Here is a 15,203-nt window from a genome sequence, read left to right on the forward strand (position 1 = left end):
CCGAGCTCGGCGGCGCGCGCCCAGACCGGCTCCAGCCGCGGGTCGGACAGCTCGACGTCGCCGGCGAACGACGAGATCTCGACGCCCGCCAACCCTCGGCCGAGCACGGCGTCATCGAGGAACTCGACGATCCGGTCGGGATGCTGGAGGGGAACGACACCGAGACCCAGAAGCCGATCCGGGGCCTGGGCGACATGCTCGGCCACGAGCCGGTTCGTCTCCAGCGCGATCCACACCGCGAGGCCCTCCGGGGCCCACGGGTAGAAGTGGTTCGGCGACACGCTGACCCACTGGCGATCGACGCCCTGCTCGTCCATGGCCGCAAGCCGCGCGCGCACGTCGGTGAGCTTCGGGATGCGCGCACCGACCATCGGACCGGAGACCTGCAGGCTCTCGATCCCGTTCCGGCGCCTCTCGAGGTCGGCGGCCTCGGCGACGAGCTCGGGCGCCCGGCGCTCGATCTCGGCATGCATGCCCGGAAGGAGGACGTGGGCGTGGACGTCGGTGGTCATGTCAGAACCTCTCTGTTCGTGCGGGGCGGGCGATCAGAGGATCGCAACGGGATTGATCGGCGACCCGACGGCGCCGGTGATCGGGAGGGGCGGGGCGGAGAGCAGGAAGTCGTATCGCGCGAGCCCCGCGCACAGTTCGCCCAGCTCGTCGAGATCCCACATCTCGCCGATCGTGAGACCGACGTTCGGGATCGCGACCTGGTGCAGGGGCTGGAAGGCGGGCACGGCGAACTCGTTGGGGCGCACCTCGAAGCCCCACGTGTCGGTGGCGATCGCGGCGATCTCGGTGCGGTGCAGCCACCCGGCGGTCGTCAGCGAGAGCCCGGGAGCCGGACCGCCGGCGTAGTCGCCCCACCCGTCGCGGCGGGTGCGCGCGAGCTGGCCGGTGCGCACCAGCACGATGTCGCCACGGCCGACGGCGCTCGATGCGCCCTGGGCTGCGATCGTCGCCTCGAGGTCGGCCGCGGTGATGGCGTAGCCGTCGGGCAGCTCGCCCGATTCGGGCCGCAGGTGTCGGCCGACATCCAGCAGAACCCCGCGGGAGACGACGACGGATGCCGCGTGTTCGATGCCCGTGACGAGATCGCCCTCGCTCGTGACGACGTCGCCCGCGCGGCGGCCGTTCCACGCCATGCCGTGGTCGAAGATGTGCCCGAGGCCGTCCCACTGGGTCGAGCACTGCAGGGGCATCGCGATCACGTCGTCTGCCCCGCCGATGCCGTGCGGGAAGCCCTGGTTGCCGCGTTCGGCGTCGACGCCCGTGTCGGTCATGGTGTGCACGGGGTTGGTGCGGCGGCGCCAGCCCTTCTGCGGTCCGTCCGTGTCGAAGCGCTGGGCCAGCGACACCGCGCGCCCCTCGCTCACCAGAGCCGCGGCATCCACTCGCTTCGCCGGATCGATGAAGTTCAGCGTGCCGAGCACGTCGCCCTCGCCCCAGCGCCCCCAATTGCGGAAGGCCTCGGCCCGTGCGCCGATCTCGGCTTCGGGGTCGGAGCGGTCGAGGTCTGCGGGGTTCTCGGAGGGGGTGGTCATCGTCGGGTCCTCCCGGGTCGCTCCGCGCTCGCGCGCGGGAAGGGCCTGTGCGCGACGCATCGGCCAAGGTCCACTCTCGACGCCGCCGCACCATCAGGGAAGCCGAGGTTGGCTATCGTAGGCATCGATGCCATTTATAGCCGCGCATCGTGGCTGGGAGGAGCGTCCATGCCCGGCCGTCCCCCGCTGTCGCGTCTCGATCTCAATCTGCTCGTCGCGTTGGACGCCCTGCTCGCGGAGCGGAGCGTGACGAAGGCCGCTGAGCGGCTGCACCTCAGCCAGCCGGCGCTGAGCGCGTCACTCGCCCGCCTTCGGACGCACTTCAACGATCCCCTGCTGGCGCGGCGGGGCAACTCGTACGAACTCACGGTGCTGGGGATCCGGCTCGCCGAGCACGCCTCGACGGCGCTGGAGTCCGCGCGCCGGGTCTTCGACAGCCAGGCGGACTGGACGCCCGAGCAGTCGACCCGCGAGTTCTCGATCTACGGTTCGGACTACGCGTTCGCCACGATCGGCACCGCCGCGTCGGCCCTGGCGACGGAGCGGGCACCCGGCGTGCGATTTCGATTCATGCTGCACAACCCGCTCATCATCGACGACATCGGCAACAGGCTGCGGTCGGTCGACGGGATGCTCATCCCGCACGGGTTCTTGAACGACCTGCCATATGTCGATCTGACGCGGGACCGCTGGCTCGTCGTCGCATCCGAATCCAACACCCGGATATCGCAGGGTCTCACGATGAAGCTGATGGGTGATTCGCCGTGGGTGTTCACCTACCAATCGCGCACCGCCTTCACGTCGGCCAGCCGCCAGCTGCAGGAACTCGGCATCGAACCGCGCATCGATGCCGTCGTCGAGAGCTTCCTGGCCCTTCCCCAGTTCATCGCCGGCACCGAACGCCTCGGGCTCATTCAGTCCGGACTGGCGGGCATCGCCCTGGGTACGCCCGGGATCCGCCTGCTGGAGCCGCCGTTCGAGGCGACGCCCGTGCTGAACGCGCTGTGGTGGCACCCCGTGCACGATCGGGACCCGGAGCACGCGTGGCTGAGGGGACTCTTCACCGAAGCCGCACGCCGGGGCGCCTGAGGCGCCGGGGCCGGTTACGCCGGGTTACCGGCGACGGCGGAGCGCGCCATCGGGCGGCGACGGATCGGACGGCGACGGATCGGACGGCGGATCGGACGGCGTTCGCCGGAGGGGGATGTGCGTGCGCAAGACGGCGGAGTAGCTCCGGTAGCCCCAGCGCAGCCACCCGAGCAGCGAGCCGACGGCGACCACGAGGCCGAGCGCGATCGCCCACCCGACGGATTCGGAGAGGGCGAAGGTCAGGCTGCCGACGAACAGCCCGATCAGGGCGGTCTCGACCACGAGGATGACCATCATCGAGCTCGCGAACATCTGCGTCTTGCGACGACTCGCGAAGGGAAAGTAGGTGCGCTCCATCCCGGCCATGTCATCGGCCGCCGACATCAGGAAGTAGCGCTCCATGCCAGGATCCAGATCCAGGTACGCGCCGCGCAGCCGGTTCATGGCGAGCACATAGGCGAGGTCCTCGGTCGCGGTGTTGAACACGCGCAGCTCCGTGACGATGCCCAGGAGCGCGAGCAGCAGCAGCACGGCCAGCGCTGCCACGCCGAACCAGCCCCGGAACTGGGTGGCGTTGCCCATCACGCCGAGCGCGAAGAGCCCGACCGACACGAGGGTCAGGAAGATCGCGATGCGCGTCAGCACCTCGCTCTGGGTCGTGCTGCGCGACGCGAGCAGACTCCAGTGCTCGGTCGCGAGCAGCTGCGCGCGCAACGAGCGCTGCGCGTCCGTCAGGCGAGCGACGTCATCGCTCGGAGACGGGCTGGAACCCCCGGCATCCGCCGTCATGGCGACATTCTGCCCCAGCGCCCGGCGCGCCGCCACGGGTGAGGCTGCGTGCTCCCACCGCCCCGATGGGCTGGAACGCGATGTCAGACCAGGCGAAGCTCCGCGTCGATCGCGTTCGCCGTGCGAAGCAGCGGCGGGAGGTACGCCTCGAGGAGGTGCTCCACGGTGTCGCGGGTCGCGCTGGTCGAGACGTTGATCGCGGCGACGACCGATCCGTCGCGGGCGTGCACGGGCGCAGCGATCGAGCGGAGCCCCGGCTCGAGCTCGCCGTCGACGAGCGACCAGCCCTGGGTTCGGACGCGGGCGAGTGCGTCGCGCAGAGCGGCGGGATCGGTCACCGTGCGCTCGGTGAGCGGTGCGAGAGCGGATGCCGCGAGCGCGGCATCCCGTTCGGCGTCGACGAGACCTGCCAGCAGCACGCGCCCCATGCTCGTCGCGTAGGCCGGAAACCGCGTGCCGATCGTGATGCGCACGCTCATGATGCGTCGCGTCGGCACGCGCGCGACGTAGACGATGTCGGGCCCGTCGAGCACGGCGGCCGAGACGCTCTCGTCCACCTCGCGGGAGAGGGCCTCGAGGTGCGGCTGAACGATCTCGGGCAGCGAGAGGGCGGAGAGGTAGCTGAAGCCGAGCTCGAGCACGCGCGGGGTCAGGGCGAAGGCGCGCGCGTCGGATCGGACGTAGCCGAGCGTCTCGAGGGTCAGCAGGAACCGTCGAGCGGCCGCCCGGGTGAGGCCCGTGCGCCGGGCGACGTCGCTGAGGCTCAGCTCGGGATGCTCCGCATCGAACGCGCGGATGACGGCGAGCCCGCGTGCGAGGGACTGGACGAACTCCCCGTTCGCGCCGGGCTCTGCGCCCTTCGTCTCGTCGCTTCGCTCCTCGCTCAGGGACCGGGCGTCGGGCGCGCTCATCGGCTCAGCGCTCGAGCACGACGGCGAGGCCCTGGCCGACGCCGATGCAGATCGCGGCGACCGCGACGCCGCCGCCGCGGCGCTTCAGCTCGTGCGCGGCGTGTCCGATGATCCGGCCACCGGAGGCGCCGAGGGGGTGCCCCATCGCGATCGCGCCGCCGTGGATGTTCACCTTCTCGGGGTCGAGCTCGGTCCACAGCTGCAGGCACGCGAGGCTCTGCGACGCGAACGCCTCGTTGAGCTCGACGAGATCCACCTCGCCCCAGGTGCGGCCGGCGCGCGCGAGCGCGCGGTTGGCGGCCTCCACCGGCGCCACCCCGAACACGTCGGGGTCATTGCCGAAGACGCCGCGGCCGGTTACCCGGGCCAGCGGCTCGGCATCCATCGCCCCTTCTGCGCCCAGCAGCACCGCGGATGCGCCGTCGTTGATCGGGGACGAGTTGCCCGCCGTCACCGTGCCGTCGGCCGCGAACGCGGGCTTGAGCCCGGCAAGAGTGTCGACCGTCGAGTCGTCGCGGATGCCCTCGTCGCGGGCGAGCTCGTGACCCTCGACCTGCACGATCTCGCCGTCGTAGATCCCCGCCGCCCAGGCCTCGGCGGCGAGCCTGTGGCTGCGCGCGGCGAACGCGTCCTGCGCCTCGCGGCTGAGGCCGTAGATCTGCGCGAGCTTCTCGGCGCTCTCGCCGTTGGAGATCGTCCAGTCCTTGCGAAGCTTCGGGTTGACCATGCGCCACCCGATCGAGGTGTTCCAGATCGTCTGGTTGCCCGCCGGGAACGGCCGGGCGGCCTTCTCCAGCACGTACGGTGCGCGGCTCATCGACTCGACCCCGCCGGTGAGGACGATGTCGGCATCGCCCGCCTCGATGGCCCGGCTGCCCTGGATGACGGCATCCACCGACGAGCCGCACAGGCGGTTGATGGTGGTGCCGGGAACGCTTGACGGGAAGCCGGCGAGCAGCGCCCCGAATCGTCCCACATTGCGGTTGTCTTCGCCGGCCTGGTTGGCATCGCCCCAGAGCACGTCCTCGATGCGCGCGGGGTCGAGCCCGGTGCGCTCCACGATCGAGCGCATGACGACCGCCGAGAGGTCGTCGGGGCGCACGTCGGCGAGGCCCTTGCCGTAGCGTCCGAACGGCGTGCGGACGGCGTCGTAGATGTAGGTGCCGGTCATGTCAGTTCCCTTCGAGGGCGAGCCCGGTCAGCTCCGAGAGCTCCGCCACGGTGTTGTCGCCGAACAGTTCCCGCACACGGAATCCGCCGGGCGTGACGTCGAAGACGGCGTGGTCGGTGTAGACGCGCGTCACGCAGCCGACCCCGGTCAGGGGGTAGGTGCAGACCTTCACGAGCTTGGACCCGCCCTGCTTCGTCAGGAGGTCTGTCATGACGAAGACGTCCTTCGCGCCGATCGCGAGGTCCATCGCTCCGCCCACGGCCGGGATGGCACCAGGCTCACCCGTCGACCAGTTCGCGAGGTCGCCGCGCTCACTCACCTGGAAGGCGCCGAGCACGCACACGTCGAGGTGGCCGCCGCGCATCATGCCGAACGAATCGGCGTGGTGGAAGTACGCGGCGCCCGGCACCTCTGTGACGGGCTGCTTGCCGGCATTGATGAGGTCGGGGTCGACGCGGTCGGCCGCCGGCGCCTCGCCCATGCCGAGCATCCCGTTCTCGGTGTGCAGGATGATCTCGAGGTCATCGGGCAGGAAGTTGGCGACGAGCGTGGGCGCGCCGATGCCGAGGTTCACGTATGAGCCCTCGGGGATGTCGGCGGCGATCCGCCGCGCGAGCTCGTCGCGGGTGATGCGCGTGGTCATCGGGCCACCTCCTCGGTGTTCGACCCCGCCGCGAGCGACGCTGGCTTTGAGAGCGGGAGGCCCGCGACATCCACTCCCCCGAGGAACACCCCGTCGCGCAGCCAGGCCCGCTCCCCGACCGCGGCCACGCGATCGACGAAGATGCCGGGGGTGACGATCGCCTCGGGGTCGAGCGATCCGAGCGGCACGATCTCGTCGACCTGCACGATCGTGGTGGCCGCTGCGGTGGCCATGATCGGACCGAAGTTGCGGGCGGTGCGGCGGTAGACGAGGTTGCCCCAGCGGTCGCCCTTGAGCGCCGAGATGAGCGCGAAGTCGGCGCGGATCGGGTGCTCGAGCACGTAGTCGCGGCCGTCGATCGTGCGCGCCTCCTTGCCCTCGGCGAGTTGCGTGCCGACGCCGGTGGGCGTGAAGAAGGCGCCGATCCCCGCGCCGGCGGCGCGGATGCGCTCGGCGAGGTTGCCCTGGGGCACGAGTTCGAGTTCGATCTCGCCCGCGCGGTAGAGGCCATCGAAGACCCAGGAGTCGCTCTGCCGCGGGAACGAGCAGACGATCTTGCGCACGCGCTTGGCCGCGAGAAGGGCCGCGAGACCGGTATCGCCGTTTCCCGCGTTGTTGTTCACGATCGTGAGTTCGCCGGCGCCCGACGCGATGAGTGCGTCGATCAGCTCGACGGGCTGCCCCGCGCGGCCGAATCCGCCGATCATGATGGTCGCGCCGTCGGGGATTCCCGCGACCGCGGCCTCGACATCCGGCACTGTCTTGTCGATCATGGGACCTCCGCGAGAGAAGCGAGTGTTCGCAATGCGTACACGTGTTCGCATGAAAGACTACCAGCGAACGGATGCTGCCGCCAGGGCGATCGCCGACGGCGTCAGGCCTCGAGCGTCAGGGAGGCGGGGATGGGCACGATCTGCTCGCGCAGCGCGATGAGCTCCCGCGCGTGCGCGTCGAGCCGCACGTCTTCGTCGGTGACCGGATGCCACTCGGGCACCGGCAGTGCCACCCCGGCCGCGCCGGGCACGACGAAGATGCTCATGCACAGCGTGGTGAGCGTCTGCTCGTGCGGAGTCCGCGGGTCGGCGCACGAGACCCTGATGCTGATGTGCATGCTGTGCGCGCTCGTGTGGATGAGCCGCGCCTCGACCTCGACGAGGTCGCCGATGCGCACCGGGGCGAAGAAGTGGATGCCGCCGGAGTACACGGCGATCGCTTCGCTCGAGGCATCCCCGTCCCGCATCCACGCGGCCGCGCACGCGTATGCCGCCTCGTCGATCCAGCGCATGACAGTGCCGCCGTGGGCCTTGCCGCCCCAATTCACGACGCCCGGAGGAACGAGGAAACGCATCGTCACGCTCGGCGCGCTCGAAGAGGCGGTGTACTCCTGCTCCAGCATGAGCCGCTTGATCTCCGTGCGGGCCGGGATCCGCTCGAGCGCGGACTCCGCGAGCCGGCGATCGGAACGCGAAGCCGGCTTCCACGTAGGCACCGCGGCCGGCCGCCCGTCGGCACCCTTCGCGACGAAGATGAGCACGCACGTGGTCGCGGGCCGGTAGTCGTGACGCTCGACCTCGCTCGATGACACCGTGACGACGACGTGCATGCTCGTGCGCCCCGTGTGGATGATGCGGGCGTCGACCTCGATGAGGCTGCCCGGCGGGATGGGGCGCCGGTGCCGCACGTTTCCGACGTAGGCCGTGACGCAATAGGCGCCCGCCCAGCCGACGGCGCACGCGTAGCCGGCCTTGTCGATCCACTCCATGACGCTTCCCGCCGCGACGGAGCGTCCCCCGGCTGCCGTGTCACCGGGCACGCTCATGAACCGCAGCGTGATGCGGTCATCGCGAGAAGCGGCCCGCGACGGCGGGGTCGGGGTGCTCACGACTCGCCGAACACCTCGCCGGCGATGCGGAACGCGGAGTTGGCCGCGGGCACGCCCGAGTACACGGCCGACTGCAGGATGACTTCCTTGATCTCGGCGACGGTGAGCCCGTTGCGGATGGCCGCCCGCAGGTGCATCGCCAGTTCCTCGTGATGGCCGTGCGCGATGAGGGAGGTCAGCACGGCGACGGATCGGGACCGCCGGTCCAGACCCGGGCGCGACCAGATGTCGCCCCACGCGACGCGGGTGATGAAGTCCTGGAAGTCGGCCGTCAGGTCGGTGGTGTTCGCGATCGCCCGATCGACGTGCGCATCGGAGAGCACCTCGCGGCGGGCGGTCATCCCCTGCGCGTACCGCTCGCCGTCATTCAGCCCGTCACCCTGAGGTCGAGTCATCGTGTCTCCTTCGGTCGATGTCGGAGAAGTAGGCGAGAAGCGAATCGATGATCGCGACCGGCTGCTCGGCGGGAGGCAGGTGGGCGGCGCCGGGGATCTTCTCCGTGAACCCCTCGGTGACCCCCTCGGCGATCTCGACCGCCTTCTCGCGGGGCGCCACGGCGTCGAATTCGCCCCATGCCGCCAGCACGGGGGTCGTGACCTCACCCAGGCGCTCCCGCACGTCGTACTGCGCGAGCGCCTCGCAGCACAGGGCATAGCTCTCGTCGTCGGCTTCGCGCAGCGCGTGCAGCAGGCGACCCGACAGGTCGGGGCGTCGCGCGATCGAGTCGGGCGCGAACCATCGCCCCGCCGAGGCGGTGACGAGCGACGACGTGGACTGCGCGCGCACCTGCGCCGCGCGCTCGTGCCACGAGGCCGCGTCGCCGAGCTTCGCGCCGGACGCGATGATCGCCGCCCCCGAGACGAGCTGCGGATGCCGGAGGCAGAGCTCGAGGCCGGTGGCTCCGCCGAGCGACACCCCGGCGTAGAGCACCGGACCCCCGCCGAGCTGGTGGATCGACCTCGCGACGGCGTCGGCGAGGTCTCCGACCGTGAACGGCTCGGTCGTCGACGGGGCATCGCCATGCCCCGGAAGATCCCAGGCGACGACCCGCCACTCGCGGGCGAGAGCCGGAACGACGTCCTCCCACAGGATCGTGGACGTGCCGAGCGACGGCCCGAGCACGACGAGCGTCGCGCCCCCCGGACCGACCGGCGGAGTCAGTGAGATCGGGGCCGTCATGCGTCGTCCGCTCCCGTCTCGGGCCGGGTCGCGTCATCCACGAGCGCACCGGCGAGCCCCGTGTATCCCGCGGGGTCGAGGAGCGCGTCGACGTCGACCCCGTCCAGCTGCGGCAGCGCGCGGAGCGCCGCGCCGAGGCCATCGCCGGCGGCCACGACGGCCGACACCTCGTCGCGACCGATCAGCGGACCGAGCACGATGGCGAGGCGCTCCGAGACGATGAGCCCGTTCGTCAGCGCGAGATTGCGGGCGACCGCGTCGGAGTCGACGGCGAGGCCCTGCACGAGCGACACGGCGTGGGCGGAGGCGCCCAGCGCGAGCCGCAGCAGTTCGCGGAACGTCGGCCACTCGGCGTGCCAGGCGCCGTCGGGTCGCTCGTCGACCGCGAGCGCGGCGGCGAGGTGCAGCGTCGCGCCGAGGTTCGGAGCCCGGAGGGCCGCCGAGCGGATCAGCACCGAGTCGACGGGGTTCTGCTTCTGGGGCATCGCCGACGAGCCGCCGCCAGATCCCTCCGAGAGCTCGCCGATCTCGGTGCGCGAGAGCGTCGCGACATCCGAGGCGAGCACGCCGAGCGCGTCGATCGCCTGCACGACGGCGTCGCCCAGCTCGGTGACGGGCCAGCGCGTCGTGTGCCAGGGGGCATCGGGTGCGGCAAGCCCGAGCTCGGCGGCGAACGCCGCGGAAAGCTCGGATGCCGCGGCCGCGTGACCCTCGAGCGATGCGATCTCGACGAACGAGGCGAGGGTGCCGCCCGCGCCGCCGAGCTGTGCGGGAAGGGCCGCGACCGCGGCATCCACCCGTTCGATCGCTCGGCGCACACCGCGCAGCCAGTTCGCGGCGCGCAGGCCGATCGTCGTCGGGACGGCGTGCTGGGTGAGGGTGCGGGCCGCCGCGACCTCGTCGCGGCGCTCCCGGGCGAGAGCGGTCAGGGCGGTCTCGACGCCACGGAGCCGTTCGCGGATGACGGAGCCCGCGCGGTGGGCGACGAGCATGAGCGCCGAATCCAGGATGTCCTGGCTCGTCGCGCCGCGGTGCACCCACCGCCTGGCGGTCTCGGGAACGCGGTCGCGCACCAGAGCGACGAGGGGGATGACCGGGTTGCCGCCCGCCACCGCCGCGACGGCCAGCGCGTCGGCGTCGAGGCCGTGGGCGCGGCATCCGGTCGTCGAACCGGCCCATCCGAGCGCCCGGGACGCGGCATCCGCGTCGGCCGCGTCGGCCAGTCCGACCGCCGACCACGCGCGCACGAGCGCGATCTCGGCGGTGACGAGCGCGTCGAGCACGGCGGAATCCGACACGGCATCGTCATGCCCGACGCTCACGGGCGAGAGCAGTCCGATGTCCATCGCGCCCTATCTGCCCGTCGCTGAGCGAGCGCAGCGAGACGAAGCGTCAGGAACCGCGAGGGGAATCGAAGCGTCAGAAGGCAAGGAACACGGTCTCCTTCTCGCCCTGCAGCCGGATGTCGTGCTGCAGGCTGCCATCGGGCAGGCGCGTTGCGACGAGCGTAGCGCGCTCCTCCGGTTCGAGCGACGAGAGCAGCGGGTCGGCCGCGAGGAGGTCTTCGTGCTCGGGGAGGTAGATGCGCGTGTGCAGCTTGTCGGGCAGCCCGCGGGCGAACACGATCGCCGCGAAGAAGGGTGCCTTGCCGTCGATCGGACCGGGGTTGACGGTCCAGAACTCGTAGCGGCCCTCGTCGGTCGTCGCGGAGCGGCCGAAGCCGGTGAAGCTGTGGTCGTCACGGCGGAACGCGCCGCGCGCCGTCGGCACCCGTCCGTCCGGCGTGGCACTGAAGATCTCGATCACCGAGTCGGGGATGGGGGCGCCCGCGCCGTCGTAGACCGTGCCGCCGAGCACGAACGAGCCCGGGCTGTGCGGATAGACCACCTCGTGCTTCTTGGCGTAGTCGAGGCCGAACGCGAAGAACGGGCCGGCGGTCTGTCCGGCGGTGGCGGTCAGGGTCTTCTCGCGTGCCATCTCAGTGTTCTCCCTCGGGCTCGAACCAGGTCGCATCAGGGCCGTCGACGACGATGTCCCAGCGGTAGCCCATCGAGAACTCCGGGACCGTGAGGTCGTGGTCGTACGTGGCGATCAGTCGGTCGCGGTCGGCCTGCCGCGGGATGGTGTTGTAGATCGGGTCGAGCGCGAACAGCGGGTCGGACGGGAAGTACATCTGCGTCACGATGCGCTGCGTGAACGCGCTGCCGAACACCGAGAAGTGGATGTGGGCCGGGCGCCACGCGTTGACGTGGTTCTTCCACGGGTACGGGCCGGGCTTGATCGTCGTGAAGAAGTACTCGCCGTTGTCGTTCGTGACCGTGCGTCCGGCGCCCGTGAAGTTCGGGTCGAGGGGCGCGGGATGCTGGTCGCGCTGGTGGATGTACCGCCCGGCGGCGTTGGCCTGCCACACTTCCACGAGCTGGTTGGCGACGGGGCGACCCCAGGAATCGAGAAGCCGGCCCGACACCGTCATCCGCTCGCCCTGCGGCTGGCCCGCGTGCTGAAGGGTGAGGTCGGACTCGATCGCGGCGACGTCGCGCTGCCCGAACGCCGGCGAGTGGAGCTCGATCGTCTCGGGATCGACGAGGCGGAGGTTCTTCGTCGGGTGCCGCAGGATGCTGGAGCGGTACGGCGGAAAATCGTGCAGGCTCTGGCCGACGCGCTCGCCCGCGGCCTCGCGGCGGAGGGCAGCGGCGTGCACATCCTTGATCTCCTGCGTGATCTCGGCCTGCGAGACCTGGATCGCGGGGGCGAGCAGCGACTCGGGTGCGGCCGCGGTGGGCGTGGGTGAGGTCATGGTGTCCCCTTCGACAGAACAGACTCCGACTGGCCGGGGCTTCGGTGGCGCAGTCCTCAGAAAATCGTGACAGGCCGAGGCCCCGGCATCTGCCCGCACTCCCACTCAGTGGGACTGCTGCGGCGAACGAAGCGCCCGCCCCAGCTCCTTCGCGGCCTGCACGACGAGGCCGCCGAGGCGTCGCTCGTCGGCGTGCTCGAGGCTCACGACCGTGCCGATCGCGATCGGCGGCAGCCCCTCGACCCGCGTCAGCGGCGCCGCGACCGACACGTTGCCGAGCGTCATCTCCTCACGGGTCGTCGCGAAGCCGCGTGCCTGGGCGCGCGCGAGTTCGGCGCGGAGCTCGGCCTCGGAGGTGATCGAGTGCGTCGTCTCCCGCTCCAGCGGCACGGAGAAGTACCGCGCGAGCCACGCGTCGTCGCGGGTGGAGAGCAGCGCCTTGCCGACCCCGGTGGTGTGCAGCGGATGCCGCCCACCCATGCGGCTGAGCGTCGGGATGGACCCCTGCCCGGTGACGCGTCCGACGAAGAGCGCGATCGCCGTCTCGGGGGTGGGGGCATCGAGCACCGCGAGGTGCACGTTCTCCCCCGTCGCCTCGTAGAGCCGCAGCATGTGCGGGAGCGCCGTCTCGCGCAGGCGCAGCGACAGCGGCGAGAGCTCGCCCAGCTCCCAGAGCCGCACCCCGATCGTGTAGCCGTGGCCCGGTGCCCGCGTGAGCAGGCCGTAGGCGGTGAGCTGCGCGAGCAGCCGATGCAGGGTGGATGACGAGAGCCCGGTGAGTTCGGAGAGACGGGACGCCGAGAGCACCGGTTCGTCGTCGGTGAAGCACTCGAGCACGCGCAGCGCGCGTGCGAGCACGCCGACGCCGGCGCCGCTGTCGTCGTCCACCGCTCCTCCTGACTGCTCCGAGGCTAACCGACCGCGCGCGCGTGAGAAGGTGGGCGCATGGCGAACTCGCCCTCCGGCGACTCGGTGACCGACCGGGTCGTGCGCATCCTCGAGACGTTCGGCACCGACCGCACCGTGCAGACCGCCGCGCAGATCGGACGGCGTGCGGGCTTGCCCTCCTCCACGGCGCACCGCCTCGTTGCCGAGCTCGTCGATTCGGGCCTGCTCGAACGCGACGACGAGCACCGCGTGCGCCTCGGCATGCGCCTGTGGGAGCTCGCCCTCCGGGGCTCGACCGCGCTCCGCCTGCGGCAGGCCGCGCTGCCGTTCATGGAGCACGTGCAGGCGCGCGTCCGCGAGCACACCCAGCTCGCCGTGCTCGAGCAGGGCGCAGCGCTCTTTCTCGAGCGGCTCTCGTCCCCGGCATCGGGGGCGAACATCACGCGCATCGCCGGACGCCTTCCCCTGCACGCGTCGTCGTCGGGCCTCGTGCTGCTCGCGCACGCGCCGGCAGAGCTGCAGAAGGCGGTGCTCGCGTCGCCGCTGGTCGCGCTCTCGCCCGAGACGATCACGGATGCCGCGACGCTGAGGCGCACGCTCGCCGAGGTGCGACGCGACGGCTGGGTCATCGCCCCCGGATCGATAGAGGTCGTCTCCACCGGCGTGGCGGTGCCGGTGCGCGACCGCGGCGATGTCGTCGCCGCGCTGTCGGTCGTGCTTCCGCGCGAGGCGCCGACCGCCGGCCCGCTCGAAGCGCTGCGCGCGGCGGCCGTCGGCATCCAGAACGTCCTCGCCGCCGACCGCCGCTGACGATTGCCACGCCGTCCGGGGCTCGAGGTTCCGGGCCACCGTCCCGGCGCCCAGATCCATTCACATGAATCGGGAATGCCCAGGCCGCGGCATCCGTTCTGCTTGACGACGCCGCCGTCCCGCACGACGCGGCGTCGCCTTATGTCAGCACCCAACCCCGTCAGGAGCCACCCATGCCGAACCTCATGGTCATCGTCGCCAGCACCCGTCAGGCCCGCGTCGGCCACACCGTCGCCGACTGGGTCGTCAGCACCGCGCAGAGCCGCGGCGATCTGACGGTCGATGTCGCCGACCTGCAGGAGATCGGTCTGCCGTTCTTCGATGAAGCGCACCCGCCGATGAGCGGCAAGTACGAACTGCCGCACACGCTCGCGTGGGCGGAGCGGGTCGCCGCCGCCGACGCATTCGTGATCGTGAGCCCCGAGTACAACGGCTCCTACCCCGGCGTGCTGAAGAACGCGCTGGACTTCCTCGTCGCCGAGTGGCGCGGTAAGCGCGCCGCCGTGGTCGGCTACGGCGTGTACCCCGAGAGCCGGATGATCGGCCAGCTCGACGTCGTGCTGCGCAACCTCCGCTTCGAGCGCACCACCCGCGACCTGCAGGTGCAGACCCCCTGGGAGCTGCTCGGCGAGGACGGCAAGCTTGCCGCGCCGGTGGAGCTCACCCAGGCCCTGCAGTCGATCCTCGACGAGCTCGCGGTCGCCCGCGCGGAGGCCGTCGCCGCCTGACGGTCTTGAGGGTCTGCCCCTCCAATCGCGAACGCGTGCCCATTCAATGAGAATGGTCGCGCGTCTTGCGCGCGCTCCGCCGCAGACTGGGATGCAGCATCCGAGCACGCCCGTCGAAGGAGACGCCATGACCACCACCCGCACCCGCGTCGCGATCATCGGAGCCGGCCCGGCCGGCCTGCTGCTCTCGCACCTGCTCGATCAGGCCGGCATCGACTCGATCGTGATCGACGAGCGCGGCCGCGAGGAGATCGAGACGACGATCCGCGCGGGGATCCTCGAGCAGGGCACCGTCGACGTGCTCGCCTCCTCCGGCGCCTCTCCGCGCATCACGACAGAGGCCAACAAGCACGACGGCATCGAGCTGCGCTTCGCCGGCAGCGGCCACCGCATCGACTTTCCGAGCCTCACCGGCCGGAGCGTGTTCCTGTACCCCCAGCACGAGGTTCTGAAAGACCTGATCGCCGTCCGCCTCGCCGCCGGGCAGGACCTGCGCTTCGGCGTGCGTGCCGAGCGCGTCGACGGCGCCGAGACGGATCGCCCGCGGGTGATCGCGACAGATGCCGATGGCGCTTCCCTCGAGATCGAGGCCGACTTCGTGGTGGGGGCCGACGGCTCCCGCAGCGTCGCCCGCGCCGCAGTCACGGGATCGATGACCGGGGGCTACTTCCGGGAGTACCCGTTCGCGTGGTTCGGCATCCTGACGGAGGCGCCCCCGAGCGCGGAGGAGCTCATCTACAGCAACTCCCCGAACGGCTTCGCTCTCATCAGC

At 71.3% G+C, this 15,203-nt stretch carries 18 protein-coding genes; 4 read left to right on the forward strand and 14 right to left on the reverse strand.

Features of this window, described 5'->3' with window-relative positions; translation table 11 throughout:
• Both VNT50_RS10480 and VNT50_RS10485 read right to left on the reverse strand, forming a co-directional pair.
• Positions 1-512: amidohydrolase family protein (locus tag VNT50_RS10480; protein ID WP_325485057.1), on the reverse strand; the 512-nt coding region annotated here is incomplete at its 3' end.
• Positions 513-545: 33 nt separating this feature from the next.
• Complete coding sequence (locus VNT50_RS10485) at positions 546-1,544, reverse strand: cyclase family protein (RefSeq protein ID WP_325485058.1); 999 nt, start codon at positions 1,542-1,544, stop codon at positions 546-548.
• Positions 1,545-1,712: 168 nt separating this feature from the next.
• Here VNT50_RS10485 and VNT50_RS10490 point away from each other — a divergent pair, with 168 nt between their 5' ends.
• Positions 1,713-2,633: a LysR family transcriptional regulator gene (locus VNT50_RS10490; protein WP_325485059.1), complete on the forward strand. Its 921-nt coding sequence runs from the start codon at positions 1,713-1,715 to the stop codon at positions 2,631-2,633.
• Positions 2,634-2,657: 24 nt separating this feature from the next.
• On the opposite strand, the gene VNT50_RS10495 is transcribed toward VNT50_RS10490, so the two are convergent.
• The 12 genes from VNT50_RS10495 to VNT50_RS10550 form a co-directional block, all read right to left on the reverse strand.
• Positions 2,658-3,422, reverse strand: coding sequence for a hypothetical protein (locus VNT50_RS10495; RefSeq protein WP_325485060.1), 765 nt, complete (start codon positions 3,420-3,422; stop codon positions 2,658-2,660).
• Positions 3,423-3,505: 83 nt separating this feature from the next.
• Positions 3,506-4,333, reverse strand: a complete 828-nt coding sequence (locus VNT50_RS10500; protein WP_325485061.1) for an IclR family transcriptional regulator domain-containing protein — start codon at positions 4,331-4,333, stop codon at positions 3,506-3,508.
• 4 nt (positions 4,334-4,337) lie between these two features.
• A complete protein-coding gene (locus VNT50_RS10505) occupies positions 4,338-5,504 on the reverse strand; it encodes a thiolase family protein (protein WP_325485062.1) in 1,167 nt (388 codons plus the stop codon).
• Position 5,505: 1 nt separating this feature from the next.
• Positions 5,506-6,147 carry a 3-oxoacid CoA-transferase subunit B gene (locus VNT50_RS10510; RefSeq protein ID WP_325485063.1) on the reverse strand — a complete coding sequence of 214 codons (642 nt, stop codon included), beginning with the start codon at positions 6,145-6,147 and terminating at the stop codon, positions 5,506-5,508.
• Positions 6,144-6,920: a 3-oxoacid CoA-transferase subunit A gene (locus VNT50_RS10515; RefSeq protein ID WP_325485064.1), complete on the reverse strand. Its 777-nt coding sequence runs from the start codon at positions 6,918-6,920 to the stop codon at positions 6,144-6,146. The genes VNT50_RS10510 and VNT50_RS10515 overlap by 4 nt, the downstream gene beginning before the upstream one ends.
• Positions 6,921-7,021: 101 nt before the next feature.
• A complete protein-coding gene (locus tag VNT50_RS10520) occupies positions 7,022-8,029 on the reverse strand; it encodes an acyl-CoA thioesterase (RefSeq protein ID WP_325485065.1) in 1,008 nt (335 codons plus the stop codon).
• Complete coding sequence (gene pcaC, locus VNT50_RS10525) at positions 8,026-8,424, reverse strand: 4-carboxymuconolactone decarboxylase (protein WP_325485066.1); 399 nt, start codon at positions 8,422-8,424, stop codon at positions 8,026-8,028. The genes VNT50_RS10520 and pcaC overlap by 4 nt, the downstream gene beginning before the upstream one ends.
• On the reverse strand, positions 8,405-9,208 hold the full coding sequence (locus VNT50_RS10530) for an alpha/beta fold hydrolase (protein WP_325485067.1): 804 nt from the start codon (positions 9,206-9,208) through the stop codon (positions 8,405-8,407). The genes pcaC and VNT50_RS10530 overlap by 20 nt, the downstream gene beginning before the upstream one ends.
• Entirely contained in the window at positions 9,205-10,554 is a 1,350-nt protein-coding gene (locus tag VNT50_RS10535) for a lyase family protein (RefSeq protein ID WP_325485068.1), read from the reverse strand. The genes VNT50_RS10530 and VNT50_RS10535 overlap by 4 nt, the downstream gene beginning before the upstream one ends.
• Positions 10,555-10,627: 73 nt before the next feature.
• Positions 10,628-11,185, reverse strand: a complete 558-nt coding sequence (gene pcaG, locus VNT50_RS10540; RefSeq protein ID WP_325485069.1) for a protocatechuate 3,4-dioxygenase subunit alpha — start codon at positions 11,183-11,185, stop codon at positions 10,628-10,630.
• A gap of 1 nt (position 11,186) precedes the next feature.
• The gene (gene pcaH, locus VNT50_RS10545; protein ID WP_325485070.1) at positions 11,187-12,005 is read right to left on the reverse strand and encodes a protocatechuate 3,4-dioxygenase subunit beta; all 819 of its coding nucleotides are present in this window, start codon (positions 12,003-12,005) and stop codon (positions 11,187-11,189) included.
• A gap of 105 nt (positions 12,006-12,110) precedes the next feature.
• Positions 12,111-12,893, reverse strand: coding sequence for an IclR family transcriptional regulator (locus VNT50_RS10550; protein WP_325485071.1), 783 nt, complete (start codon positions 12,891-12,893; stop codon positions 12,111-12,113).
• 57 nt (positions 12,894-12,950) lie between these two features.
• Here VNT50_RS10550 and VNT50_RS10555 point away from each other — a divergent pair, with 57 nt between their 5' ends.
• The 3 genes from VNT50_RS10555 to VNT50_RS10565 form a co-directional block, all read left to right on the forward strand.
• Positions 12,951-13,703, forward strand: coding sequence for an IclR family transcriptional regulator (locus VNT50_RS10555; RefSeq protein WP_325485072.1), 753 nt, complete (start codon positions 12,951-12,953; stop codon positions 13,701-13,703).
• A gap of 173 nt (positions 13,704-13,876) precedes the next feature.
• Positions 13,877-14,431 (forward strand): NADPH-dependent FMN reductase, encoded by a 555-nt coding sequence (locus VNT50_RS10560; RefSeq protein ID WP_325485073.1) that lies wholly within the window; start codon positions 13,877-13,879, stop codon positions 14,429-14,431.
• Between the two features lie 127 nt (positions 14,432-14,558).
• A partial coding sequence (locus tag VNT50_RS10565) for an FAD-dependent monooxygenase (RefSeq protein WP_325485074.1) occupies positions 14,559-15,203 on the forward strand: 645 nt, incomplete at its 3' end.

The organism is Microbacterium sp. (assembly GCF_035554235.1).
Taxonomy (GTDB): Bacteria; Actinomycetota; Actinomycetes; order Actinomycetales; family Microbacteriaceae; genus Microbacterium.